Below are 24,593 nucleotides of genomic sequence, written 5' to 3'. Positions count from 1 at the left end.
GTCAAACCCCGAGATAGTGTTGAAGAGTGTCGATGTTTTCGCTGCCATCCGCTTCGGCCACGACCTTGCCCTGTTCGACAACGTAATGGCGATCAGCCAGCGAGGCGGCAAAGCGCAGGTTCTGCTCGACGAGGATGATGGTGAAGCCGCTTTCCTTGAGCATGCGAAGCACGGCCTCGATCTGCTGAACGATGACGGGGGCAAGCCCTTCCGTCGGTTCGTCCAGCAGCAAAAAATCTGCACCGGTGCGTAGCACGCGGGCCATGGCCAGCATTTGCTGCTCACCACCGGAAAGCTTGGTGCCCTGACTTTGCAGCCGGGATTTCAGGTTCGGGAACAGTGTGAAGATCTGCTCCAGCGAGAAGCCGCCATCTTTGAGTTTCGGCGGCAGCAACAGGTTTTCTTCGACGGAAAGCTCGGAGAAAATGCCGCGCTCTTCGGGAACGTAGCCGATGCCGAGGCGGGCGATGCGACGCGCTGGCAGACCGATGGTCTGCTGGCCCTGAATGCTGACCGAACCGGTGCGCTTGCCCAAAAGACCCATGATCGATCGCAGCGTCGTGGTCTTTCCGGCGCCGTTGCGCCCCAGCAGGGTAACGACTTCGCCCTTGTTCACATGCATATCGATGCCGTGGAGAATATGGCTCTCGCCATACCAGGCCTGAAGCCCTTCGACCGAGATGGCGGCGGTGCTTCGCATTACGTCAGTCATGGGAGGCTCCAATATAGGCTTCGATGACCTTCGGATCGGCTGAAACGGTGGCGTAATCGCCCTCGGCCAATACCTGGCCTCTGGCCAGCACGGTGATCCGGTCGGACAGCTCCGCCACGACCTTGAGGTTATGCTCGACCATCAGGACTGTGCGTGTCTTGGCGATCTCGCGGATAAGGGCAGCGGTGCGTTCGACATCTTCGTGGCCCATGCCGGCCATGGGTTCATCGAGCAGCAACATTTCGGGATCAAGCGCCAGTGTCGTGGCCACTTCCAGCGCGCGTTTGCGGCCATAGGACAGCTCGGCAGCGCGTGAATTGATGTAGGGGCTTAGGCCGACCGACTCCACCAGGCTCTCGGCCTCTTCATCCAGCGAAGTCAGGGAGCGTTCGCTGCGCCAGAAATCGAAGGACGCGCCATGTTTGCGCCTTTGCAGCGCAACCCGTACGTTTTCCAGCACGGTCATATCACCAAATACCGCCGAGATCTGGAAGGAGCGCACCATACCGCGACGGGCAATCTCGTCCGGCGCAAGGCGTGTGATGTTCTGGCCATTGAAATGGATGGAGCCGGATGTCGGCGTCAGAAAGCGGGTCAACAGGTTGAAGCAGGTGGTCTTTCCTGCGCCGTTCGGGCCGATGAGCGCATGGATATGCCCACGCCTCACGTTGAAGGATGCACCGTTCACGGCTTTGAAGCCGTTGAATTCGATGCACAGGTCTTTGGCCGCCAGAATGGCGTCCTCGTTGGTCATGTGCTTCCTCCCGATCCCTTCCGCACAAGAAGGCATTTCCGTATCAGTGGCAGGATATGTGATCCATGCACCACGCATTGTCAGCGGGGACGTACTTTCCGCAAGAGCCTATAACGCACAGGGTCATTCCGTTTTGGTGCGACGCTTCGCGTGCTTGCTCACTAGCAACCGACATTCGAATTGAGCAGCAGCCCATGAGTTTTTGTCTGTTGTGCGTTCGCGCGAAGAGGGCAAGCTACATCAGACGCACTTTATAGAGATTGGTCGTCTTGCTGGGGAGGTATCCATGAAAAATAAGAATATAGCCTGCGCGGCTGCAAGCGTGCTGGGAGCGCTGCTTGCCGCACCATCAGCCTCTGCCGCCGATATTTCAGACGGCGTGGTGAAGATCGGTGTTCTCACCGATATGTCTGGTCCCTATGCTGATAATGTCGGCGCTGGCGCCGTGCTGGCGGCGAAAATGGCAGCCGAGGATTTTGGCGGCAAGGTTCAGGGCGTGCCGATCGAAATCGTTCAGGCCGATCACCAGAACAAGGCCGATGTCGGCAGCGCCGTCGCGAACAAATGGTATGATACCGAAAAGGTCGATGCCATCACTGAAGTCGTTTCCTCAGCCGTCGCCTTGTCGGTGCAGGAAATTTCCAAGGCGAAGAACAAGGTGTTTCTGGCGACAGGTCCGGGCACGCCGGATTTGACCGGGAAAGCCTGTTCGCCGGTTGGCGTCCATTGGGCCTATGACAATTACGCCTATGCCAATGTCGTGGCCGGTGCCACGGTGCGGCGCGGCCTGAAAAGCTGGTACTTCCTGACGGCGGATTACAGCTTTGGCCATACGCTCGAAGGTGCGGCGACCCAGGTCATCAAGGCCAATGGCGGTGAAGTGCTGGGTGCCGTGCGCGCGCCGTTGAACAGCACGGATATGTCGTCCTACCTGCTTCAGGCCCAGGGGTCCGGCGCGCAGGTCATCGGCATCGCCAATGCCGGTGCCGACATGGTCAACACCGTCAAGCAGGCGCAGGAATTCGGCATCACCCAAGCCGGTCAAAGCCTGGCGGCGCTTCTCGTCAACCTTCCCGATATCAAATCGCTCGGACTGGCCAGCGCAAAGGACCTGATCCTTGCCGATAGTTTCTATTGGGACATGAACGACGACACGCGAAAATGGAGCAAGCGCTTCATGGAACGCTCCGGCGGCAAGGCGCCCGGCAGTTTGCAGGCCGCGGTCTATGGTGCGGTGACGCATTATCTGAAGTCCATCGATGCCAATGGCAGCGACGAGGCCAAATCCACCGTCGCCAAGATGCGGGACATTCCGATCAACGATTTCTATACGAAAAATGCGACCATCCGCACCGATGGACGTGTGATGCGCGACATGTATCTCTTTCAGGTAAAAACCCCGGAAGAGTCGAAATACGACTGGGATTTCTACAAGCTTCTGGAAACGGTTCCGGCTGACAAAGCCTTCCGTTCGCAGGCAGATGGCGGGTGCTCAATTCCTGCAAAATGATAAGCCACGGACCCGGCGCTTCTTTTTTGTCGTTTGTCTTTTCGGGAAAACCGGTTTCCACTTTTCCCTGACAAACGCTAACGAAGTGCCGGGTCGTTTTTCGTTTCTTCCAGAAGCCAGTCGCGGAAGGATTGCAGCTTTCTGGATTCGGGGCGATCCATCGGCCACACCAGATAATAGGCCAGCGGCCGCTTGACGCTGTCGAACAGCGCCACCAGTTTGCCGGATGCCAACTCCTCGCCCAGAAGCGCCTTCTGCCCAATCGCCACGCCGAGGCCCTCGATGGCCGCCTGATAGGTTAGGTTCGAGGATTCGAAAACCGTGCCGCGATCATCCGGCAAATCGACACCGGCAGCGGCAAACCAGTCTGCCCAATCACGCCTGCGGTAATAGGAATGAAGCCGCGCATGTTTCAGCAAATCGGCAGGGGTATTCAATGGTGTGCGCTTCAAAAGCGCAGGACTTGCTACGGGCTGAATCACATCGTCAAACAGGTGAATGGCGTTCATGCCCGGCCAGTTGCCGTTGCCCACCTGAATGGCGATTTCCACCGTCTCGCGTGAAAAATCGACGGGCTTGACCGTATTGCTGACGGTGATCTGTATTTTCGGATAGCGTTTGTGGAAATTCGACAGGCGCGGAATGAGCCAGCGGCTGGCGAATGTCGCGTAGGCGCGCAGTTTCAGCGGCGAATTCGGCTTGCGCTCGACAAGGCGGTGAGATGCTGCTGCGAGTTTTGCGAAGGGCTCCGCGATCTCGGCTGCAAATTCTTCTCCCGCTTCGGTGAGTTTCGAGCCGGTGCGTTCGCGGTGAAACAGCCTGACACCCAGATAGCTTTCCAGCACCGAAATCTGGCGGCTGACGGCGGATTGGGTGACGTTGAGTTCCTGTGCCGCCTTGCCAAAGCCGCCATGCCGGGCCGCAACCTCGAAAACGTAAAGCGGGTTCAACGGGGGCATCCCGGTCACTGCCATTTGCTTCCTCCATGCAAAAACGCCTGCGCCACAAGGCAGCCATACAAGCGTTGCGAGGAGTCATATCGAGCAATCGATCCGTTGTTAAGCACCGGCATGCGGTTCTGTTGAGCGGAAAACTCATGGCGTCCCGATGCCTAGTACGTTGCGAAGGCTTGAGGTTTTCGGCCAAATCCTGACAGCGGCACGAGAGGGTGCCAATGTCGGTCTAAAGAGAGAGCATTGATCATGGATTTTGCCCTGAGCGAAGAGCAAAAAATGTTTGCGGATTCGGTTCGCCGTTTTGCCGAACAGCATCTGGCAGCGGGTGCCCTCGAACGCGCACATACACCGGGTTTCCCCTTCGATGTCGCGAAGTTGATGGCTGAGCAAGGACTTCTGGGCATCGCGTTTTCTGAAGAAGACGGCGGGCAGGGCGGTACGTTGCTCGATGCGATCATCGCCATTGAGCAGGTCGCAGCCGTGTGCCCTCGCAGCGCCGATGTGGTGCAGGCAGGTAATTTCGGCCCCATCAGAACATTCGTCGAATATGCCAGTGCCGATCAGAAAGAGCGTTTTCTGGCCGACCTCATCGGTGGACGAAAAGTCATCAGCCTTGGCATGTCCGAACCCGATGCCGGTTCTGCGGTCACCGAACTCAAGACGTCGGCGCGTATCGAAGGCGATGAGGTTATCGTCAACGGCTCCAAGGTGTTTTCGACCCACAGCCCGGATGCGTCTCTCTACCTCATCTATGTGCGCTTTGGCCCCGGTGCCGGAGGCATCGGTTCGGTTCTGGTCGAACGCAACGCTCCGGGCTTTACCGTCAGCAAGCCATCGGCTTTCATGAGCGGCGAAGAATGGTCTGAACTGCATTTCGACAATTGCCGTATTCCGGCAGCCAATATCCTGCTCGGCCCCGGCGGTTTCAAGAAGCAGATCTCCGGTTTCAACGTCGAGCGCCTGGGCAATGCTGCCCGTTCGCTGGCTCTGGGGCGCTATGCCTTTAACCTCGCTCGCGAACATGCGCTGGTGCGCAAGCAATTCGGTCGTCCGCTCTGCGAATTCCAGGGCTTGCAGTGGAAATTTGCCGACTTGCTGCTGAAGCTCGAATCTGCGCAGCTTCTGCTCTATCGTAGCGCATCGGTCGGCGAGGGAGAATTACCGAGTGCTGCCGATACGGCTCTTGCAAAGCTTGCCTGCAACCAGGCCGGTTTCGATGCTGCCAACGAGGCGATCCAGATCATGGGTGGGCTTGGCTACAGCACCGAGGCGCTGGCGGAATATTGCATGCGCAGAACGCGGGGCTGGATGATTGCCGGTGGCTCCATCGAAGTTCTCAAGAACCGCATTGCGGAACATGTATTTGATCGCCGTTTCGAACAGCGCGCCCCGCGTGTTCCGAACGCCGCAGAATGAAGGTCGACCCGTAATGCCTGTTGACAGCGCGTTCCATTCCGCCTTTTTCGCACCCCGCAGCATCGCAATCATCGGGGCCTCCGATGATGCCACGAAAACGGCGGGACGCCCGCTCTCCTATCTCAGGCGCGCGGGTTTTGCGGGCAATCTTTATCCAATCAACCCCCGCAGAACCTCGGTTCTCGGCGAGAAGGCCTGGGCCTCCCTCGACGATCTTCCCGAGGTGGTCGATCACGCCTTCATTCTGACGGGTGCGGATGCTGCCGTGGATGCGGTGGCCGAATGCGCGGCAAAGGGCGTAAAGGTGGCAACCGTTCTCGCCAACGGCTTTTCCGAGGGCGGCAGTGCCGGGCAGGAGCGCACCGAGCGCATGCTGGCGGCTGCGAAACAATCGGGGTTGCGTCTTATCGGCCCATCCAGCCTCGGCATGGTCAATGTTCACCGCAAGACGGTGATGACGGCAAACGCCGCCTTTGCCGAAGAAGGCTTGCCGAGGGGCAATATCTTCGTCGCCTCCCATAGCGGCAGCATGATCGGTGCTCTCCTGTCGCGCGGCAAATCGCTGGGCATCGGCTTTGCCGGTCTGGTCTCCGTCGGCAACGAGATCGATCTGTCGCTGGGCGAGCTTTGCGAGGCCGTACTTGAGGACCCCACGGTCGGCGGATACCTGCTGTTCCTCGAAAGCCTGCGCAATGCCGATCATCTCAGACGCTTTGCGGAACTGGCGCATCGCCATGACAAACCCATCGTCGCGCTGAAACTCGGACGCTCGCAGCAGGCCGCCGAACTGGCGCTATCGCATACCGGCGCTCTGGCCGGTGAAGATGCCGTGGCCGATGCCTTCCTGCGCGATTGCGGCATTGCCCGCGTCGATACGCTCGAAGGCCTTCTCGGCGCATTGCCACTCTTGTCACGAACGAAAACGCAGACGCATGGCTATACCGCAAAGGTCGGCGTGGTGACCACCACGGGCGGCGGTGCGGCCATGGTTGTCGATCAGCTCGGTGTCCGTGGCATCACGGTCGAGGAGCCCGTGGCCTCGACCTTTGATACATTCAAAGCATCAGGTGTCGAGGTGGAACGCGGTCGTATCGTTGACCTGACCCTTGCTGGCGTCAAGCCGGAGGTCATGAAAGCCGCCCTTTCGACCATGGTGGATTCGAAGCAGTTCGATCTGGTGATTGCCGTCGTCGGCTCATCGGCCCGCAACCACCCCGATCTCGCGGTAAAACCGATTTTTGACGTCGCCGGCAAGGACGTGCCGCTCGCCGTCTTCCTCGTTCCCGATGCTCCTGAGGCATTGGGGCTTCTGTCCGAGAAGGGCATACCGGTTTTCCGGTCGCCCGAAGCCTGCGCCGATGTCGTGGCGGCGGCATTCCGGCGCAGGCGCCCGGATGGTGGCGCAGCCCCGAAAGTCAGCCGTTCCGACACAGGGCGTAACCTTGATGAGCGCGAGGCCTATGGCGTTCTCGAAGCCCTTGGTGTCCAACACGCACCCATTCATGTGCTGCCGCAAGGCAAGCTCTCCGGTGAATTGCCTTTTGCCTATCCGGTGGTTGCCAAGGTGCTGTCATCGCATGTTCTGCACAAGACGGATGTCGGCGGCGTGGTTCTGGGCATTTCCGACCGTTCCGGCCTTGAAAAGGCAGCCCTGGATATCGGCAAAAATGTCAGCGCCCATGTGCCGGAAGCCCAGGGTGCCGATATTCTCGTACAGGCCATGGTCAAGGGCGTTGGCGAGGCGCTGGTGGGTTATCGTATCGATCAAGAGGTAGGGCCGATCATCATGGTGGCCGCAGGCGGCGTGATGACGGAAATCTATCAGGACCGCGCCGTCAGGCTCGCGCCTGTGACAATCGAAACGGCTCGCGAGATGATCGATGAGGTCAAGGCCTTCGCAGCCCTCAGGGGGTTCAGAGGCAAGCCGCGCGGCGATCTGGAGGCGCTGGCCGCCTCCATCGTCGCCCTGTCCTCGCTTGCTGTGCGTCCGGATCTGGCGATACAGGAGGCCGAGGTCAATCCGTTCCTGGTGCTTCCCGAGGGACAGGGCGTGGTGGCCGTGGATGCGCTGATGCAGGCATCGGATATTTAAGAAGACAATAAGGGAGGAGGAAACATGCTTGAAGCGCTTCCTGATATCATCAATCATAGAGAAGGTCTGGTCAGACGCGGGCAATATGTCAGCCTGCGTTTTCTGGTCGAGATCGGCGAACATGCCTTTCTGATCGATATCGACAAGGGTCGTGTCGCCTCGGTTCAAAAAGGTCCATTCGTCATGCCGAGCTGGACCTTTGCGCTGCGCGCTGCGTCCGATTCCTGGGCGCGGTTTTTCGAGGCGGTGCCCGCACCGGGCTATCACGATCTCTTCGCGCTGCTGAAATCACGCCATCTGAAGATCGAGGGTAATCTGCATCCCTTCATGGCCAATCTGCGATATTTCAAAGAGATTTTTTCTGCCGTTCGCGAGGAGGTGAACACGTGACCGCCAGCTTCGAACCCATTGTCGGACGCTATCTCAAGCTCGATATCGCCGGTCGCAGCCACAGGATCTATGTGGAAGAAGCCGGTCAGGGCATTCCGCTTCTGTGCCTTCACACCGCAGGCTCCGATGGCCGCCAGTATCGCAATCTTCTCAACGACGAAAAGGTGCTGGAAAACTTCCGCGTCGTCGTCTTCGATATGCCATGGCACGGCAAATCATCGCCGCCTACCGGCTGGCATGAGGAAGAGTATCGCCTGACATCCGCAGGCTATGTCGATATCATCCTCTCGATCATGACAGCACTTGAGCTGGACAAGCCGGTGGTCATGGGCTGCTCCATCGGCGGTCGCGCCGTGCTGCACCTTTCGCTCCGCCACCCCGAACTGTTCCGCGCGGCCATCGGCCTTCAATCGGGCGCGCATGTGAACCCCTATTACGATATTTCCTGGACGCACCGCCCCGATGTGCATGGCGGCGAAGTCTGCGCGGCCATCGTTTCAGGCCTCATCGGACCGCTTGCAACCGATGGCGACCGCTGGGAAACCCTGTGGCATTACATGCAGGGCGGTCCCGGCATCTTCAAGGGCGATCTGTTCTTCTACAAGCAGGATGGCGACATGCGCGGCGATGTGGCGCGCATCGACACCGGCAAATGCCCGCTCTATCTGCTGACCGGCGAATATGACTATTCCTGCACGCCCGAAGATACGCTGGCGCTGGTGGACAGTATCAAGGGCGCCGAAGCGGTAATCATGAAAGGTCTTGGCCATTTTCCGATGAGCGAGGACCACCAGGGCTTCATGACCTATCTCGGCCCGGTGCTGGAGAAGATCCGGTCAACAGGCGCGGGCAAAGCGTGAGAGGAGACCGCGCCATGGATGCGGACAGGAGCTATCCCGCCTTGAGATTGTTCATTGCCGGGCGTTGGGTCGATGATCGCCCTGATGTCAGCACTGACGTGCTCGACCCCGCCACCGGCGAGGTTCTGGGGCAAATGCCCCATGCCACGCCCCCCCAGGTGGAGGAAGCAATCGAGGCTGCGGGCCGGGCATTTCAATCATGGCGCGCCACATCGCCCCATGACCGGGCCGCCATTCTGCTCAAAGCCGCAAGCCTGCTGCGCGAACGCGCCGATGCCATGGCATGGCTGATCAGCACAGAGCTTGGCAAGCCGCTGGCCGAGGCGAAAGTCGAGGTCGAGACTGCCGCAGGCATTTTCACCTGGGATGCCGAGGAAGCCCGCCGCGCCTATGGCCGGGTCATCCCGTCGCGCCAGCCAGGCATCCGCCAGATGGTACTGAAGGAGCCGCTCGGTCCCATCGCGGCCTTTGCACCATGGAATGCGCCTCTGATCACCCCGTCGCGCAAGATCAGCGGCGCGCTTGCCGCCGGTTGCACGGTGGTGATGAAGCCTGCGGAAGAAACGCCCGCCTGCACCTTTGCGCTCGCCGCAATTCTGGAAGAAGCCGGTCTGCCCGCAGGCGCGCTCAGCGTCGTCACCGGCAATCCGGCGGAGATATCGAAACAACTAATCGCCTCACCCGTCATCAAGGGCGTGACCTTTACCGGCTCGACGGCGGTGGGAAAATCGCTGGCCGCCCAGGCCGCTCTCGGCATGAAACGGATGATTTCAGAGCTTGGCGGCCACGCCCCCGTGCTGATCTTTGCCGATGCGGATATCGAGGCGGTGGCGCTCTCTGCCGCCAAAGCCAAATATCGCAATTCCGGGCAGATCTGCACCTCGCCTACACGCTTTTTCGTGCATGAAAGCAAGCACGACCGTTTTGCCGAAGCCTTCGCCGAGGCCGCCCGTGCGATAAAGGTGGGAGACGGGCGCGTGGCATCGACGCAGATGGGCCCGCTGGCCCATGCGCGCCGCATCACCGCCATCGAGGCGTTTGTCGAGGATGCAAATGCGCGTGGCACGAAGGTCGCCGCCGGTGGTCACCGCATCAACAATCAGGGCTTTTTCTTCGAGCCGACATTGCTGGTCCATGCCGACGACACAAGCCTTGCGATGAACGAGGAGCCCTTCGGGCCGCTGGCGGTGACGCAGCCCTTTGCAACTATCGAGGATGCGATGCGGCTGGCGAACCGGCTGCCCTTCGGGCTTGCTGCCTATGCTTTCACCCATGACAGCCGCATCATTTCCGAGGTTGCGGAGCGCGTCGAAAGCGGCAACGTCATCATCAATCATTGGCAGGCGTCGCTGCCTGAAACCCCGTTCGGGGGCGTCAAAGATAGCGGACAGGGCCGCGAAGGCGGCATCGAGGGACTGGAAGCGTTCCAGACCGTCAAATATGTCAGCCAGGCATAAGGGTCAGACCAGATCATGCAGACAGAGACTTCACGCGTTCGTATCGAACGCGATGGCGATATCGCCTTCATCGTCATCGACAATCCGCCGATCAATGCGGGCTCCATCGAGGTGCGTCGCGGTCTTCTGGAGGCGCTGGCGACCCTTGAAGCCGACGATACGGTGACCGCCGCCGTTCTGATCGGTGCGGGCAAAACCTTTGTGGCGGGATCGGATCTGCGGGAGTTTTCAGCCCCGCTCGCCGACCCGCAGGTTCCGGCTGTCATCGCGGCCTTTGAGCAATTTCCAAAGCCCATCGTTGCCGCGCTGCATGGCGCGGCCCTTGGCGGTGGTTTCGAGCTGGCGCTGGGCTGCGATGCCCGCATCGCCACCGCAGATGCCGTGGTCGGCCTGCCGGAAGTGACATTCGGGATCATTCCCGGTGCTGGCGGCACGGTGCGTTTGCCGCGCCTGACGGACGCCGCCACCGCCATCGACATCATCACCTCCTGCCGCCGCATCAAGGCATCGGACGCGCTTATGCTAGGGCTGATCGACCGTATAGCGACGGATTTGCGCGTCGGTGCTGCGGCACTGGCCCGGTCGCTACCGGGAAAACGGCGGGTGCGTGATATGCCCATCACCAGCTTCAGCACCGACGCTCTGGAAAAGGCCGCCGCCAATGCGAAGCGCAAGCGCCGTGGTCACCCCGGCGTCGAGGAAGCCATCGCCGCCGTCAGGCGTGCTGTCACATTGGATTTCGATGCGGCGCTCACGGAAGAGCGCGCCGTTTTCCAGAGACTGCGGATGACCGACGAATCCGCAGCCCTGCGCCACCTGTTCTTTGCCGAGCGGCGCGCTGGCGATACGGGTGATGCCAAAGACGTCGTAGCGCGCAATCTGCAAACCATCGGCATCGTCGGCGCGGGCACCATGGGGGCCGGCATCGCAGCCTGCTTCCTCTCCGCCGGATACAGGGTTCGCCTTGTGGACCAGAACGCCGAAGCCCTGGCCTCCCTGCCTGACCGTCTCGCGACAATGCTGGCCACACCATCCGCTCAAGAGGTGATCGCCAACCGCTTTTCAACCTCTGCCGATATCGCCACATTCCAGGATTGCGATATGGTGGTCGAGGCTGTTTTCGAGAATATGGAGATCAAGAAGGCGCTGATCGCTTCCCTGAACTCCGTAGTCGCCCCCGATACGATCATCGCCTCCAACACCTCCTATCTCGATCTCGATATTCTGGCGCAAGCAGCACGCGACCCGGCCAATGTTGTCGGCCTGCATTTCTTCAGGCCCGCGCATCGCATGAAATTGCTGGAGGTCGTGCGCGGCAAAAAGACATCAGCAGAGGTTCTCAAAACCGCGCTGGCCGTGGGCCGCAAGCTCGGCAAGATATCGGTGGTCTCGGGCGTCGGCGAAGGCTTTATCGGCAACCGCATCTATAATGCCTACCGCCTGCAATGCGAGGTGATGGTCGATCAGGGTGCCGAACCGCAGCAGGTCGATCAGACGCTGGAAGCCTTCGGCTTTGCCATGGGGCCGTTTGCCGTGGGCGATCTCTCCGGCCTCGATATTTCCGCAGCAAACCGCAGTCGCAGACGCGCCGAAGGTATCGACCCGCCTGATACGATTTCGTTTCTTGAGCGGCTGGTGGAAAACGGGCGGCTCGGTCGCAAGACCAATGCGGGATGGTACGACTATCCCGAAGGCGCGCGTCGTGGGGTCGAAAGCCAGGAAGGTGGAGATATGCTACGCGTATGGCGCAAAGAGCGCGCAATTGCCCAGCATCAGTTCACAGACGCCGACATCCAGAAACGCGCCCTTGCTGCCATCGTCAACGAAGCGGCGCTTGTTTTGGAAGAGGGCATAGCAGCACGTCCATCGGATATCGATCTCGTCTGGGTTCATGGCTATGGGTTCCCTGCCAAGCTGGGCGGCCCGCTCTACTGGCTGGAACGGCAATCGAAGGAATGGGCATCGTCAGCGTTGCAGTCCCTCGACGAGAATCCCCATATGGGATATCGCCAAGCCACCAAGGACGTCGCGAGTACGGAAAATGACAGATGACGCAGTGACTTGGTCGGCTCTTGAGGACGACGGATTCATCAATCTTGTCGGTCCCATCGAGGCCTGCAACGAAAATCCGTTCCGCTATCGCTTTCACGCTGAGCGCAAACACAAGAACCGGGCTGGCTTCGTTCAGGGCGGAATGCTGATGACCTTTGCGGATCGAGCCATGGGAACCGCTGCACGAAGCCATGCCCCTGACCGCCGCCAAAGCACGGTTCAGTTCGACATGCAGTTCATGCGCGCTGTCAGGCTGGGCGATGTAGTCGAGATAAGATGCGAGGTTTTGAAGGAAACGCGCACGCTGATTTTCCTCGATGGAAAATTGACGGTAGCAGGTGAAATCGTTGCCGCCGCACGCGGCGTCTGGAAGATCATTCACAGTTGAGCATTAGTTGATGTGAGGCACTCATAATCTTCCCGCAAAGTTTGTGACGGTCGTCCATAAATTCAACCATTGACTGTATAATCCTGTTGTGTAACCTTCCCCATGTTGCGGGGAATTGCACAGGGGGTCTGATGTCCAACGTCGCAGGCAAAGCCTATGGAATGAACGTCATCACGCCGATGAAGCCGCGGCGTACGTGGATTAACAGGTTCATATTTCGCATTGCCCGCGCGCTTCCGGCAACGCTGGGCGGCCTGCTGGGCCTGTCCATCATTCACTTCGCCCGTTGGGTGCTGATCAAGCGTGATCAGTGGCCGGATTACGGGCAGGGCAAGCAGACCCTCCAAAATGACTACATGCTGTTTTGCAGTAATTTCAACGGCACCTGGGATCAGTATATCGATGCCTTTTCGGATGGCATTCCCAACGGGCTGGACCTGTTTTGGTATTCCAGCACCGGCTACCCGCATTCCATTCCGATCACGCCGTTCAAAACCTATATCCGCGCCAATCAGATCGACAACGACTATTACTATAACGCCACGCCAGGTACCGGCCAGCGGGATATCAAGGCGGCACTGCGGGTGCGCCAGGCCATTCTAGGACTGATGACGTCAGACCAGACAGCGCAAAGCGATGCCGATTTCATGGTGGCCTACCGCAAGGCTGTCAGAGAGATGCAGAACTCGCTGCCAAGCCCCGGTTATGCCCCCATCGCCAGTACGGCGGCTGAAAAAGCGGATCGTAACCGTCTTTTGTGGCTCAAGGAGCATCCTGCACGGCAGGCCTGAGACGAAGGCCATGCCCGGTGCACTGCGCTGGTAGCCGTTGATACGAAACGATCTCTGTTTCTGGTGTGACGATTGGTTTCTCTGGGGAGAGTCACAGTCGTTGATGCCGCAGACCGCTCACTCCATTCCGCCAATAGTTTATGAAAGGCGAGACCCATGCCCAATCTGGATGGTGGCCATTATTTTCTGACGATCCTCATTCCCATCAGGACCGATCTTGTCGATCCGGGTGCGTTGGCGCCGGTTAGCCATCTGCATGCGCTGCGAACCGCTCTGGACAGGCTCTTGCCCGCCCAGCAATCGCCGATGACCTCGAAGGAGAGCCGGGATGACAACAGCCCGTTTGCCCGCAGCGATCGCACGCATTTCGCCCGTTTCTTCATCATCGATGATGTCGCGTTTAATGGGCGTGTCCCGCAAAACAGCCTGTGGAGCGCCGTGCGTGGAACCGTGCTGACCGATCCGCAGCCCGTCGATCATCTTGGCCAGCCTTTCCTCGCATTCACCGCAGACTTCGACCCCGTCGGCACCGGTAAAACCGAGCCTGCCGACTATCTCAGGCATCTGTGGAGCGTGATGGAAAAGGAGCTGCGCAGCGTCTTCCAGCACTGTCTTCAGTTCGACACGGTGCGGGATGCAGCGGGCTTCGCGGCCTGGGTCGCCAAGGGACAGGTCGAAACGACCATGCCGTTTAACGATTACTGGATCACCCCGCCACCGTTTCCCAGCATTTCGACGAGCCTGCTGATCATACTGGCAGCCATTCCTGCCGTCGCGTTTCTTGGGTGTCTGGTCGGGGCCTTCTTTGCCTGGGCGTATAACCACCCCATGAACACGTGGATGACCTACGCTCTGGTGGCGTTCATCGTCACGCTTCTGGCCGTGGGACTGGACTACCTTCTGGTCATGCGGGCAGGTGCAAAGCCGCTGCCGGCAGCACCCAATTCCGATCTCCGGTCTGTGCTCAAAAGCCTCTATCTGCAACAGAATTTCACGGATGTCATCGGCGATAACCAGCTGGCGTCGGCAGGGCAGGTTCGTGCCGCCTTCCGGGAATTCGTAGCCCGAACCGCCCCTGAAGATATCGACCGCCCGACCCAGTCACCCGGCGTTATCCGCTCCTGATCAAAGGCTGCTCTTCCATGACCGAATTTCTCGATCTCGCCGATATTCAAGGCAACGTCCTCACCGCCTATGGCAAGCAGGGTTTTCCCAAGGGCCGCATGCTGCTGTTCACCGTCAATAGCGGTCGTGCAGGGCGTGCTTTCGTCGAATACATCAGGCCCAGGGTAACCTCGGCACTGCGCTGGCCTTCAAGCAAGGACAAGCCCGGAGACGCCAACCCGGAAAATGATCTCCAGATGCAGGAACGGCCAGAGGTCGCCATCAATCTTGCCTTCACATTTCCCGGCCTGCTGGCACTGGGCGTTCCCAGCACCACGCTGCGCGGCATGCCGGACGAGTTTATCGAGGGCATGGAGGCGCGCGCGCAAATTCTGGGTGACGAAATCTACGGCGTCGATGACAAGGATGAACAACGCTGCCGCTGGGACCGCGTGTGGGTAAAGCCCAATCCCGATGGCCTGACCCGCGTCCATATTTTGGTGACGCTGAATGCCCAGATGGAGGCCGCGACGGGCGAGGCCGTCGCGGAACTGAGCCGGATTACATCCTGGATCGTCGGGTTGGCGGAAAGCTCGGATGGCGGCGTCGTTTTGCTGGACGGACATTCTGGCCCCGATCCCCGCTGGCAAAACCTGACGGCGCTTCTCGAGCAAGATGCAGAGGGCAATTTCGCACCGACGCCGAAGGAACATTTCGGATATACCGATGGCATCGGCGATCCGGCATTCGAGGGTCAATATTCCCTCGGTCGCATGAAACTGAACTTGCCCGGTCGTGGCAAATTGTCCGGTAGCGGCGAGTGGTCTCCGCTGGCAACCGGTGAGTTTCTGCTGGGTCATGCCGATGAGGCGCAGGAGATTCCCGGCAGTGCGATGCCGCTGGATTTCAGCCGCAACGGCACTTTTTTCGCCTATCGAAAACTCCACCAGAATGTAGCGTCCTTCCGCAACGCCATCGTTGCCGCCGCCGCACAATATCAAGCCGTTGCCGCGATCGGTGGTCCGCCGGAAGTCGGTCAGGAAACCTTGATGGCAAAGATGGCCGGACGCTGGTCCGACGGCATTCCCATCATGGCGGCACCCACCTATGAGGATTGGAAGGCCGTGCAGGCGAAAGCGATGGCGGCATACAAGGCAGATGACAAGAAGGCCATGGCGGCTTTTGCCCTTGAGCTTAACGATTTCGTCTACAGGCCGGACCCGGAAGGCATCAAATGTCCCGTCACCGCCCATATTCGCCGCATCAATACGCGCGATCAGCTGGACCCCTATTATGCATCCGACAATCCCAAGACGTGGCTGGGTTCGGTGCTGAACAACCGGCGTCGTATTTTGCGGCGGGGTCTGCCCTACGGCTCGTCCGGCCCGGATTCGACCGATGATGACGACCATGGCATCGTGATGCTTTGCCTCTGCTCCAATCTCAACCGGCAGTTCGAATTCGTGCAGCAGCAATGGGTCAATTACGGGCTGGATGCCAATGCGGGCAACGATACCTGCCCGATGGTCGGGCGGCATCGTGAAGGTGCGAAATTCATCGTGCCGGGCGATCCAGCAAAGGATCAGGCGCCCTTCATCATGAAAAATCTGCCCGAATTCGTGGAGTCGCGCGGTGGCGATTACTTCTTTGTGCCCAGCGTTACGGCGCTGCGCATGATCGGCATGGGCGTCACCGATCCGACCTGACATTGTTTCGGAAGAAAACAGCTCCAAATCTGCCGAGATGACGAAGGATTGCCTGATGATAAGCCTCACGGCAAATATCGTGAAAAGCCTGTTGATCTGGTTCAGCGTCCTCATCGAGGCGCTCGTTTCCATCGTCATCCTCGCTGCCAACGCTGTCCAGATTGTGCTGTTTCTTCCAAAGGAAGGACGCGAGGCGGGGTTTGCGAAACTTGCCGCAGAGCCTGTCACGCTGCGTCGTGGCTTTGCGGTGCTGCGGGCTTTCGCGCCCAATCTGCTCCTTAAGAAGCAGGTGATAACGGCCTATCCCAACACAGGTACCGCCATCGTCACACGCGCCGAAGACGTGCGGGAGGTGCTGGCTCGCGACTGTGATTTCGCCGTCGTTTACGAGCCGAAGATGCAGGCGATCACGGCGGGATCGAACTTCTTTTTGGGCATGCAGAACACACCGCGCTACACCCATGATGTGTCGCTGATGCGTCTTGCGATACGTCGTGAGGATTTGCCCGGCATCATCATCCCGGCTGCTCGACAACGCGCGGAAGATATCGTCGCCTCGAAAAATGGCGCCATCGACGTTCCCGATGCGCTAACGCTGGAGGTTCCCTATCGCATGGTTGCGGACTATTTCGGCACGCCGGGACCTACCCGCACCGAGATGATCGAGTGGACCACCATCATGTTCTGGTACCTGTTCATCGATCTCAAGGGAGATGCCGCCATTACCGGAAAGGCAATGGATGCCGCGGCCCGTTGTCGTGCCTATCTGGACCAGTGCATCGAAGACCGTAAGGGCCAAGTGGGGGCAGACGACGTTGTTTCGCGCTGTCTGGCTTTGCAGGCCAGCGGTGGGGAGGGTTTCGATGACATCGACATCAGGAACAACATGATCGGCATGGTCATCGGCGCCATTCCCACCTTGAACAAGGCAGCGGTCCAGGCGCTCGATCAGTTGATGGAGCGGCCCGACGCTCTGGAGAGGGCGCATATTGCAGCGCGCGCTAACGATATCAAGGCCGTCACGTCCGCCCTTATGGAGGCCATGCGCTACAATCCGGTCAATCCGCTGATCTACCGTCAGGCGGTCCGCGATAGCGTCATTGCCCGCTCGACATGGCGGGCGCGAAGGATACCGCAGGGCACGATGGTGCTGGCCTTCAATCTCTCCGCCATGTTCGATCCACATGCGGTCTCCAGCCCCAACCAGTTTCGGTTCGGCAGGCCACCGGAAGATTACATTTTATGGGGAAATGGTCTTCACACGTGCTTTGGTGAATACATCAATCAGACGATCATTCCTGAAATGCTGATGCCGCTTCTGCGGAAAAAGGGACTCCGCCGCGCCGTAGGGCAGGCGGGTCAGGTGGATTTCGGCGGTACGCCCTTTCCGCAGCACTGGCACTTGCTGTTCGATTGAAAAGCGGCCGGGATCGGGGGCAGCCCACGCTGGTCGCCCCTGATTTGCTCAATCAAGCAGAAACCGCAATTTCGCGTCTTTCCCGGTCGGTGACGATGGACAGGTCCAACACCTTCTGGAGGTTGGCGGCGTGGCGGAAATCGGGGTCGGCTTTGCCGCCTTCCATCACAGCCTTGGCGAACTTCTCGTAGTTCGTTTCCACCGGCTCGACCTCGATGTTTCGCCAGATCGCCTTTTCCACGTCCTCGCCAAGGCATCCGCGAAGCGTCGAATATTCCGGCGTGTGGATGACTTCGACGGCACCCTTGTCTCCGTGCAGGCGAAGACGCAATTCGTTCAGATGGCCGGTGGCCCAGCGGCTGGCGTGAATGACACCCATGGCGCCGTTTTCCAGTTCGGCTGTCATCGTGAAGCTGTCGTTGGCGTCGAGATCATAGACATCGATCCTGTTGCCCTCGTATTTGTCGAAGGTTTTTAACCGGGTGAAGATGCGTTCCACATCGCTACCCGCGCCGTAGGACGCGAAGTCGAGAATGTGAATGCCGACATCGCCCAGCACGCCGTTGGAACCGTGCTTGGTCGAGAGCCGCCACAGCCATTTGCTCTCCGTCATCCAGTCGCCCCAGGCCTTGGAAACCAGCCAGCTCTGGAGGTACGACGCCTCCATATGCCGCAGTTTGCCGATCTTGCCTTCCAGAACCATCTGCCGCGCGATCTGAAGGGGTGCGACGTTGCGATAGGTCAGGTTGACCATGCCGACGAGACCAGACTTTTCTGCCGCATCCGCCATCTCGGCAGCCTTGACGTAGGTTTCGGCCAGCGGCTTTTCGCAAAAGACATGCTTGCCTGCGGCTAAAAGTTTGAGGGTGGTGGGGTGGTGGATCGCATCCGGTGTAACGTTGGCCACAGCGTCGAACTCGCCCCACGCAATCGCCTCGTCCAGTGATGTGAACGTAGAGGGAATATTGTGGCGGGCAGCGAAGCCGCGCACCACGACATCATCCACGTCGATCGCCGCCACAAGCTCTACGCCGGAGATGAGCGAGAAGTGCATGGCATGGGTATTGGCCATGCCGCCCGTTCCAAGAATAACCAGTCTCATCATGAATTACCTGTAACCTGCTTCGCCTGCGGAGTGGAGTTTGGGGCCGCGCTCTTCGATCTTTTCCAGAGCGGATTCGACCGGCACGTTGGGCGCGTCGTGAATGCTTTTCAGCGTACCCAAGGGGTTATAGGCCCATTTCACGGAGTTACCGATGACTTTCTGGACATTGGCGTCGTGGTAGGTTGGGTAGGTTTCGTGGCCGGGGCGGAAATAGAAGATGTTGCCCGCACCACGGCGCCATGTCAGGCCGGACCGGAAAACCTCGCCACCCTGGAACCAAGAAATGAAGACCGTCTCGAGTGGTTCGGGTACGGAAAACTGCTCGCCATACATTTCTTCGTTTTCCAACTCGAAATGCTCTGGCAGGCCTGCGGCAATCGGGTGGCGTGGGTTGATGGTCCAGAGACGCTCGCGTTCGCCTGCCTCACGCCATTTCAGCGCGCAAGGCGTGCCCATCAGGCGCTTGAACGGCTTGGAGAAATGGCCCGAATGCAGCACGATCAGGCCCATGCCCTCCCAGACGCGGCTTGCAACGCGCTCGACAATGGCGTCATCAACCTCGCCATGGGCCTTGTGACCCCACCATACCAGCACATCCGTCTGGTCCAGCCGTTCCTGCGAAAGCCCGTGTTCCGGCTCCTGAAGCGTGGCTGTCGTGGCGTTGATATCGGGCTCCCGGTTGATAGCATCGGCAATCGTCGTGTGCATGCCATTGGGATAGATCCCACGAACGGTCTCATTCTCGTGTTCGTGGACATTTTCGCCCCAAACGACGGTGTTGATGGTCATGTCTCTACTCCTTGATGGTCCAGCGCTCTTGGGTAGCACCGGTGAGAAGGGTCTCTCGGATGTGTGCGGCCTTGTCCCAGCTTTATCGTGGCTCGCTCGGATCAAGTCCCCCGGCATCAACTCCCCGGGTCTCCCCGTCGTTCCACCCGTTCCGTTCAGCCACACAATCCTTTGCGGTATCAAGGCCATACTGCGGTTCAATGGGGCGATTTCGAGACGGGTCAAACTGTGTGGACACGGGACAATTTACCCGGCTCATATTCTTAACGATATCGCGTAACGGATTGTCAAAAACACGTGTTATAAGATTGTTTTCATACTCATTGGTTGTTGCGTCACGGTGGAGGGAACAGGGGCGCCAACTGAGCGTTAAGATTTCAAATGGGAGGAAGCCATGTTCGATTTCTTGAAAACCGCAGCACCATCGACCGTCTTCGACTTCGAAGACGAAACGGGCACCTACGCCGACGCCTTGTTGCAGGTGCCGGACGTCGAGGCGAGCCGTGTTACAGCTCGCGAATATGGCCACGAGGCCCACATGCGTGACTACGGCGCTCAGCGAGAAGTCGCTCGCAACTCCCTGGGCTTCGCATAACGTTTCGGAACCCTCATGGCATCAAGACGTTTACTTCATGAGACTGGTGAGGCGGGCAGCGCAGCCTTCGACTGGACCGAAATTGGCGAACGAAAGTGGACCAAGAGGCGATGTCGACAGCAGCACTGCGCGCCAACTTATGTGAGGTGAAAGCTGATGACTGTGATTCCTGTAGAGCCTGTTCCAGGCCCCGTACCGCCGATGGCGCCGCAGCCCGATATACCGCCGGTGAAAGAACCTGAACCAGGTACGCTGCCAGATGATTTGCCGGTTCCCAATCCAGACGAAAATGACGACATCCCAAGAGTGTTGTAATCATCTTCCTAAACACCGTAACGGCACCTTCAGTTGGAGGTGCCGTTATTCGTTTGAGCGGTGTTTAGACCATCAACTCGACTGAATCATCAGTTGACGCCACTTGCGCGTCGCCTCCGAGATGCGCCACCGAAATCTCGTATGTATCGGGCAGCTCGGCTGCCTGTTCGCTGTTCATGATGCCGTAGGGGATCATCGTGCCGTTACAGTCGGGCACTGAAACCTCGACCAGTGTTTTCTGGTTCAAGATGCGTCTTTCCATAGCAAGAATCCGAAAGGCGCCGGACAGGCTTCATTGTGAAGCCAGCCTCGTCGCTGCGGTCAATAATGGTCTGGAAAGAAAAAGGTTCCGCTGAAGAGCGTATTTAACGTTTTTGTTATCCGGGTAGTATCAGCCCGCCGCTGAGCGTCTCGCTGGCTCTTCAAATCCTGCCAGACGTTCAACCTGCTGAACGAGGCTTGTGGGCAGGCATGGCTTTTGACAGAAGGCTGATTGCGGATAGACTTCCTCCAGCGCGCGTCCGTCGGCGTGGCCGGAATGGAATACGAAGGGGACATTGGTTTCCCGCAGCCGGTCGGCGACGGGGAAGACGTCACCATCCGTCAGGCGAACATCCAAAATCGCGCAGGTCGGAATATTCTCGTCGAGATAGGACAGGGCTTCTGCGGTGCTCGGAAACGGTCCTGCAACGGTCCAACCCTCGTCTTCAAGGGTCATTTGAATATCCATCGCAACAAATATTTCGTCTTCTACCAGCAACACAGTCTTATGCGTCATGTCGAACCTTGGTCTGCATCGTCAGGGTGTGCGTCAAGCTCGCCCCATCGACATCTGTTGAAACCCTACCCCCAATTTGCTTGGCGGCACTGGTCAGAAGCACTGTTCCAAACCCAGCTACTCCCGGCTGCTCAACGGGCTCGGTGCCGGTTTCGTTCCAAACCAAATTAATTTGATCGCCAGTTTCTTCCCAGCGAATGCGCAAATGCCCGTCGGGTTTGCCCAGAACGCCGTGTTTCAGGGCATTCGTAGACCACTCATGCAGAATGAGCGTCAGCGGCGTTATGTAGTTCGCTGCAATCGGCAGGTCGCCGCCTTCGATGTCGATCGTCGCATGGCGACGGTAGGGCGTCAGAATGGTTTCGATCAAATCCTGAATGCCGACGGCCGCAGTGCGCTTCTGGTTGGAGGCCAGCGAGTGCGCGCTTCCCAGGGCCAATATGCGCCCCTCGACATCCTCCACCAGTCCTTTGACCGACTCGTGCTTGCGCGCCGCCATGCGCAGTATGCCACCAATCATCGCAAACAGGTTTTTGACGCGGTGGTTCATCTCGTTCAGCATCAAATCACGCGCTTCGGCAAGCTCGTATTCCGCCGTCACATCGACGCTGACGCCAATCACTCGGCCCGGATCGCTGTCTGCCACATGCCGCGCAAATGTCTTCAGCCAGCGGGAGCGACCATCATTGCCGACAATGCGGGAGGTCAGCTCGAAGCCTGTATGGTCGTGGATCGCTGTTTCCAGAGCATCACGCAGATGCGTGCGGTCCGTGTCGCTAAAGTTCTGCAGTACGGCCTGCAAGGCAGGCGTCCCGTCGCGGGTTTGCAGCAGTTCCATCGCCGCGCCGCCCAGAACGAATTCGCTGCGGTCAGGCAGATATTCCCACACGCCGATGCCGGCGGCCTCGATGGCGAGCTCGTGCCTCTCCTGCTCGGCAGCAAGCTGGCTTTCGACGCTGATCGCGTGCGAAATATCGGTCATGACGATGGTTGCGCCGCCGGTCGTGCCGTTTGCTGTGCGGTAGGGGAGTATGCGCAGCGAGAACGTGCGTTCTTGCTCGCGGTCCATCACGGTCTGGTTATATTCGATGCCATCCGCCATGACGCTGTGGACACGCGTCGCAAAGTCGAGGGCTGGAAAACGGCTTGCGACATCGGAAAGGGGCCTGCCCCTGTCGGTTGGCTGCAACGGGAAGATCGCCGTCGCCGCCTTGGTATAGGACCGCAGCCGCATGTCATTATCCAGCACGATCACCGCCAGACTGGTCGAATCGAAAAAGTTGCGCAGATCGGTGTTGGCGACCGTTACTTCATCGACTTTGGTCTTCAACTCGTCATTGACCGTCGTCAATTCCTCGTTGGTCGATTGAAGCTCCTCGTTCATCGACATCATTTCTTCGTTGGAACTTTTCAGTTCCTCGTTGGCCGTCTCCAGCTCTTCGGTTGCAGAGCGTAGCCGATGCTTGGCAGACCGCAACTCTCGCTCCAGCGCCTCGACATGGCCGTCGCTGTGTTCGAGTTCCAGCACATCGGTGAGTTCCAGCGGCGTGAAGACGGGCGATTCCTGAAACACCACCAAGTAACTGTTGTCATCCAAGGGGTCGCAGATGATCTCTGTCTTCAGCGAGCCGAAGTCGGTCACGACATCGACATTGCGGGCAATGACGCGTTTCTTTGTCGTGCGCGCTTGCCGCACCAGCGCACCCAGTTGTTCCTTCACGCCGGGCCGGGCCAGCGTTGCCGCACTCGTTTCACTGGCAGCGGATACCGGAAACTCGAAATAGCGGCTCAAGCGGCCATAGGCGGCAACGATCTGCCCGTCATTGTCCAGCACAACGCTTGCCGGAATGTAGCGCTCCATCAGCCGGTTGACGGCCTGCTCATCGATGGATTCGGTCACCTTCTGGACTTCGGCCCGGGAAACAGCGGGACGTCGTTCGCGGCGTTCGCCAGGAAGCGGGATGGGATAGGTGGGTGACCCGGGAAGGCGCTCGAACAGTCGCGCCTTCTGATCGACCACGGAAAAGACGCTGTCGAACCGGCCAACCGTTTCGGACGATCCCAGAAACAGGAAGCCACCCGGTCGTATGGCGTAGTGCAGAAGCGGCATGACTTTCTTCTGCAGCTTTTCATCGAAATAGATCAGCAAATTTCGGCACGAAACGAGGTCCACCTTGGAAAAGGGTGGGTCCTTGATGAGGCTGTGGCCCGAAAAGCGGATCATGTCCCTGATTTGGCCGATAAAATTGAACCGATCCTTGTGCGGAATGACGTAATGTTCCTGCAATTCATGCGGAATATCGGCGAGAGACGCGTTAGGATAGGAGCCCTCACGGGCAATCTTCAACATACTTTCGTCGATGTCGGTCGCAAATATCTGCACATTGCAGGGCAGGTCAAGCTTGCGGGCAGCTTCGGCGAATAGCACCGCTATCGTGTAGGCCTCCTCACCGCTGGAACAGCCGGGCACCCAAACGCGAACGCCGTCTTCGCTGCCTGCCGCGTCCCGCATCAGGTTGGTGATGGCAAGTTCGTTCAGCACGTCGAACGAGTGACGGTCACGGAAAAACCGCGTGACATTGATCAGCAGGTCTCGAAACAGCGCATCGCACTCGTTGGTATCGGTCTGCACCCGGGTCAGATAGTCTGAGCCCTTGCTGATGCCCAGAACATGCATGCGTCTTTCGACACGCCGAACGAATGTTGTCTGCTTGTAGCCCGCGAAATCGTGGCCGACGGTGGTACGCAACGCGACGCAGAGGTCGTCAACGATGTCAGCGACTCGGGAGGCTTCTCTTTTGTCTGCCCCTTGGCTCTTGCGAAAGAAGAAACCGCCGATGCAGGACAGGATTTGCTGGGGCGGCACCACGAAGTCGACAAGGCCGGTGCCTGTAGCGGAAACGGGCATGCCGTCATATTTCGCCGTTGACGGCTCCTGAACGACGCATAGACCGCCATTTTCCTTGATGGCGCGAAGACCGGTCGAACCATCGGCGCCCGTGCCGGACAGAATGACGCAGGCGGCGTTCGATTGCTGGTCATTGGCCAGCGAAATGAAGAAATCGTCGATGGGTCGACGCAAACCGCGCGGTTGGGCAAAATCGTTCAGAACGAGCCGTCCTTGCTCGATGCTCAATCCTTTGCCTGGAGGGATGATGAAGACAGTATCCGCCTCGATCTCTTCGCCGCCCTCGCATTGGAGGACGTTGAGGCCCGTATGTCTGTCCAACAGTTCCGCCAGCATGCTTTCATGATGCGGATCAAGATGCTGTACGACGACGAAGGCAAGGCCCGTTGGCACTTCGGCGGCACTCAGCATTTCGCGCAGAGCTTCCAGACCACCTGCGGATGAGCCGACGCCGACAACGGGTACGGATGGAAGATTATACTCTTGAGACAAACATGC

General features: G+C 58.9%; 22 protein-coding genes. 14 read left to right on the top strand and 8 right to left on the bottom strand.

What is annotated here, in order from left to right; all coding sequences use genetic code 11:
* Window position 1: 1 nt before the first annotated feature.
* Both HRR99_RS17390 and HRR99_RS17385 read right to left on the bottom strand, forming a co-directional pair.
* Window positions 2–712: an ABC transporter ATP-binding protein gene (locus HRR99_RS17390; protein ID WP_233124010.1), complete on the bottom strand. Its 711-nt coding sequence runs from the start codon at window positions 710–712 to the stop codon at window positions 2–4.
* Window positions 705–1,466, bottom strand: coding sequence for an ABC transporter ATP-binding protein (locus HRR99_RS17385; RefSeq protein ID WP_233124009.1), 762 nt, complete (start codon window positions 1,464–1,466; stop codon window positions 705–707). Before HRR99_RS17385 ends, HRR99_RS17390 begins: the two co-directional genes overlap by 8 nt.
* 286 nt (window positions 1,467–1,752) lie before the next feature.
* Between HRR99_RS17385 and HRR99_RS17380 the strand changes: the two genes are divergently transcribed.
* Window positions 1,753–2,976, top strand: coding sequence for an ABC transporter substrate-binding protein (locus HRR99_RS17380; RefSeq protein WP_233124007.1), 1,224 nt, complete (start codon window positions 1,753–1,755; stop codon window positions 2,974–2,976).
* Window positions 2,977–3,053: 77 nt separating this feature from the next.
* Here the strand turns inward: HRR99_RS17380 and gcvA are convergent, their stop codons facing one another.
* A complete protein-coding gene (gene gcvA, locus HRR99_RS17375; RefSeq protein WP_233124005.1) occupies window positions 3,054–3,950 on the bottom strand; it encodes a transcriptional regulator GcvA in 897 nt (298 codons plus the stop codon).
* Window positions 3,951–4,178: 228 nt separating this feature from the next.
* On the opposite strand from gcvA, the gene HRR99_RS17370 reads away from it, so the two are divergent.
* From HRR99_RS17370 to HRR99_RS17320, 11 genes are all read left to right on the top strand, one after another.
* Window positions 4,179–5,348 carry an acyl-CoA dehydrogenase family protein gene (locus tag HRR99_RS17370; protein WP_111841843.1) on the top strand — a complete coding sequence of 390 codons (1,170 nt, stop codon included), beginning with the start codon at window positions 4,179–4,181 and terminating at the stop codon, window positions 5,346–5,348.
* 13 nt (window positions 5,349–5,361) lie between these two features.
* Entirely contained in the window at window positions 5,362–7,440 is a 2,079-nt protein-coding gene (locus HRR99_RS17365; protein ID WP_233124001.1) for an acetate--CoA ligase family protein, read from the top strand.
* Window positions 7,441–7,464: 24 nt separating this feature from the next.
* Window positions 7,465–7,830 carry an SCP2 sterol-binding domain-containing protein gene (locus tag HRR99_RS17360; RefSeq protein ID WP_233123999.1) on the top strand — a complete coding sequence of 122 codons (366 nt, stop codon included), beginning with the start codon at window positions 7,465–7,467 and terminating at the stop codon, window positions 7,828–7,830.
* A complete protein-coding gene (locus HRR99_RS17355; protein ID WP_233123997.1) occupies window positions 7,827–8,690 on the top strand; it encodes an alpha/beta fold hydrolase in 864 nt (287 codons plus the stop codon). The genes HRR99_RS17360 and HRR99_RS17355 overlap by 4 nt, the downstream gene beginning before the upstream one ends.
* 14 nt (window positions 8,691–8,704) lie before the next feature.
* On the top strand, window positions 8,705–10,147 hold the full coding sequence (locus tag HRR99_RS17350; RefSeq protein ID WP_233123996.1) for an NAD-dependent succinate-semialdehyde dehydrogenase: 1,443 nt from the start codon (window positions 8,705–8,707) through the stop codon (window positions 10,145–10,147).
* Window positions 10,148–10,162: 15 nt separating this feature from the next.
* Window positions 10,163–12,199, top strand: a complete 2,037-nt coding sequence (locus HRR99_RS17345; protein WP_233123994.1) for a 3-hydroxyacyl-CoA dehydrogenase NAD-binding domain-containing protein — start codon at window positions 10,163–10,165, stop codon at window positions 12,197–12,199.
* Window positions 12,189–12,587 carry a PaaI family thioesterase gene (locus tag HRR99_RS17340; RefSeq protein ID WP_233123993.1) on the top strand — a complete coding sequence of 133 codons (399 nt, stop codon included), beginning with the start codon at window positions 12,189–12,191 and terminating at the stop codon, window positions 12,585–12,587. Before HRR99_RS17345 ends, HRR99_RS17340 begins: the two co-directional genes overlap by 11 nt.
* A 131-nt stretch (window positions 12,588–12,718) precedes the next feature.
* Window positions 12,719–13,378: a hypothetical protein gene (locus HRR99_RS17335; RefSeq protein ID WP_233123991.1), complete on the top strand. Its 660-nt coding sequence runs from the start codon at window positions 12,719–12,721 to the stop codon at window positions 13,376–13,378.
* Window positions 13,379–13,534: 156 nt separating this feature from the next.
* Window positions 13,535–14,503, top strand: a complete 969-nt coding sequence (locus HRR99_RS17330; protein ID WP_233123990.1) for a hypothetical protein — start codon at window positions 13,535–13,537, stop codon at window positions 14,501–14,503.
* A gap of 17 nt (window positions 14,504–14,520) precedes the next feature.
* On the top strand, window positions 14,521–16,188 hold the full coding sequence (locus HRR99_RS17325) for a Dyp-type peroxidase (RefSeq protein WP_233123988.1): 1,668 nt from the start codon (window positions 14,521–14,523) through the stop codon (window positions 16,186–16,188).
* Between the two features lie 55 nt (window positions 16,189–16,243).
* A complete protein-coding gene (locus HRR99_RS17320; RefSeq protein WP_233123986.1) occupies window positions 16,244–17,605 on the top strand; it encodes a cytochrome P450 in 1,362 nt (453 codons plus the stop codon).
* A 52-nt stretch (window positions 17,606–17,657) separates the two neighbouring features.
* On the opposite strand, the gene HRR99_RS17315 is transcribed toward HRR99_RS17320, so the two are convergent.
* Window positions 17,658–18,707 (bottom strand): Gfo/Idh/MocA family protein, encoded by a 1,050-nt coding sequence (locus tag HRR99_RS17315; RefSeq protein WP_112501758.1) that lies wholly within the window; start codon window positions 18,705–18,707, stop codon window positions 17,658–17,660.
* 6 nt (window positions 18,708–18,713) lie between these two features.
* The gene (locus HRR99_RS17310) at window positions 18,714–19,499 is read right to left on the bottom strand and encodes a ThuA domain-containing protein (protein ID WP_233123985.1); all 786 of its coding nucleotides are present in this window, start codon (window positions 19,497–19,499) and stop codon (window positions 18,714–18,716) included.
* A 394-nt stretch (window positions 19,500–19,893) separates the two neighbouring features.
* On the opposite strand from HRR99_RS17310, the gene HRR99_RS17305 reads away from it, so the two are divergent.
* Window positions 19,894–20,094 carry a hypothetical protein gene (locus HRR99_RS17305; protein ID WP_112501743.1) on the top strand — a complete coding sequence of 67 codons (201 nt, stop codon included), beginning with the start codon at window positions 19,894–19,896 and terminating at the stop codon, window positions 20,092–20,094.
* A gap of 156 nt (window positions 20,095–20,250) precedes the next feature.
* On the top strand, window positions 20,251–20,409 hold the full coding sequence (locus HRR99_RS17300; RefSeq protein WP_233123983.1) for a hypothetical protein: 159 nt from the start codon (window positions 20,251–20,253) through the stop codon (window positions 20,407–20,409).
* Window positions 20,410–20,473: 64 nt separating this feature from the next.
* Here the strand turns inward: HRR99_RS17300 and HRR99_RS17295 are convergent, their stop codons facing one another.
* The 3 genes from HRR99_RS17295 to HRR99_RS17285 all read right to left on the bottom strand — a co-directional run bounded on the left by HRR99_RS17295 (window position 20,474) and on the right by HRR99_RS17285 (window position 24,587).
* Window positions 20,474–20,671 (bottom strand): hypothetical protein, encoded by a 198-nt coding sequence (locus HRR99_RS17295; protein ID WP_233123982.1) that lies wholly within the window; start codon window positions 20,669–20,671, stop codon window positions 20,474–20,476.
* A 129-nt stretch (window positions 20,672–20,800) separates the two neighbouring features.
* Window positions 20,801–21,187: a response regulator gene (locus tag HRR99_RS17290; RefSeq protein WP_111841827.1), complete on the bottom strand. Its 387-nt coding sequence runs from the start codon at window positions 21,185–21,187 to the stop codon at window positions 20,801–20,803.
* The gene (locus tag HRR99_RS17285; protein ID WP_233123978.1) at window positions 21,177–24,587 is read right to left on the bottom strand and encodes a chemotaxis protein CheB; all 3,411 of its coding nucleotides are present in this window, start codon (window positions 24,585–24,587) and stop codon (window positions 21,177–21,179) included. The genes HRR99_RS17290 and HRR99_RS17285 overlap by 11 nt, the downstream gene beginning before the upstream one ends.
* Window positions 24,588–24,593 lie beyond the last annotated feature (6 nt).

The sequence above is a fragment of the Agrobacterium vaccinii genome, from assembly GCF_021310995.1.
Classification (GTDB): domain Bacteria; phylum Pseudomonadota; class Alphaproteobacteria; order Rhizobiales; family Rhizobiaceae; genus Agrobacterium; species Agrobacterium vaccinii.
Note: the sequence above shows the minus strand (reverse complement) of the source record. Positions and strands in the feature narration are given on the sequence as shown.

Bases quoted from the DNA above. Each gene is read 5' to 3' on its own strand.
- HRR99_RS17370 (WP_111841843.1), top strand. From the start codon at position 4,179: ATGGATTTTGCCCTGAGCGAAGAGCAAAAAATGTTTGCGGATTCGGTT.
- HRR99_RS17305 (WP_112501743.1), top strand. From the start codon at position 19,894: ATGTTCGATTTCTTGAAAACCGCAGCACCATCGACCGTCTTCGACTTC.
- HRR99_RS17360 (WP_233123999.1), top strand. From the start codon at position 7,465: ATGCTTGAAGCGCTTCCTGATATCATCAATCATAGAGAAGGTCTGGTC.
- HRR99_RS17300 (WP_233123983.1), top strand. From the start codon at position 20,251: ATGACTGTGATTCCTGTAGAGCCTGTTCCAGGCCCCGTACCGCCGATG.
- HRR99_RS17340 (WP_233123993.1), top strand. From the start codon at position 12,189: ATGACAGATGACGCAGTGACTTGGTCGGCTCTTGAGGACGACGGATTC.
- HRR99_RS17330 (WP_233123990.1), top strand. From the start codon at position 13,535: ATGCCCAATCTGGATGGTGGCCATTATTTTCTGACGATCCTCATTCCC.
- HRR99_RS17290 (WP_111841827.1), bottom strand. From the start codon at position 21,187: ATGACGCATAAGACTGTGTTGCTGGTAGAAGACGAAATATTTGTTGCG.
- HRR99_RS17295 (WP_233123982.1), bottom strand. From the start codon at position 20,671: ATGGAAAGACGCATCTTGAACCAGAAAACACTGGTCGAGGTTTCAGTG.
- HRR99_RS17390 (WP_233124010.1), bottom strand. From the start codon at position 712: ATGACTGACGTAATGCGAAGCACCGCCGCCATCTCGGTCGAAGGGCTT.
- HRR99_RS17365 (WP_233124001.1), top strand. From the start codon at position 5,362: ATGCCTGTTGACAGCGCGTTCCATTCCGCCTTTTTCGCACCCCGCAGC.
- HRR99_RS17310 (WP_233123985.1), bottom strand. From the start codon at position 19,499: ATGACCATCAACACCGTCGTTTGGGGCGAAAATGTCCACGAACACGAG.
- HRR99_RS17345 (WP_233123994.1), top strand. From the start codon at position 10,163: ATGCAGACAGAGACTTCACGCGTTCGTATCGAACGCGATGGCGATATC.
- HRR99_RS17380 (WP_233124007.1), top strand. From the start codon at position 1,753: ATGAAAAATAAGAATATAGCCTGCGCGGCTGCAAGCGTGCTGGGAGCG.
- HRR99_RS17335 (WP_233123991.1), top strand. From the start codon at position 12,719: ATGTCCAACGTCGCAGGCAAAGCCTATGGAATGAACGTCATCACGCCG.
- HRR99_RS17385 (WP_233124009.1), bottom strand. From the start codon at position 1,466: ATGACCAACGAGGACGCCATTCTGGCGGCCAAAGACCTGTGCATCGAA.
- gcvA (WP_233124005.1), bottom strand. From the start codon at position 3,950: ATGGCAGTGACCGGGATGCCCCCGTTGAACCCGCTTTACGTTTTCGAG.
- HRR99_RS17350 (WP_233123996.1), top strand. From the start codon at position 8,705: ATGGATGCGGACAGGAGCTATCCCGCCTTGAGATTGTTCATTGCCGGG.
- HRR99_RS17315 (WP_112501758.1), bottom strand. From the start codon at position 18,707: ATGAGACTGGTTATTCTTGGAACGGGCGGCATGGCCAATACCCATGCC.
- HRR99_RS17320 (WP_233123986.1), top strand. From the start codon at position 16,244: ATGATAAGCCTCACGGCAAATATCGTGAAAAGCCTGTTGATCTGGTTC.
- HRR99_RS17325 (WP_233123988.1), top strand. From the start codon at position 14,521: ATGACCGAATTTCTCGATCTCGCCGATATTCAAGGCAACGTCCTCACC.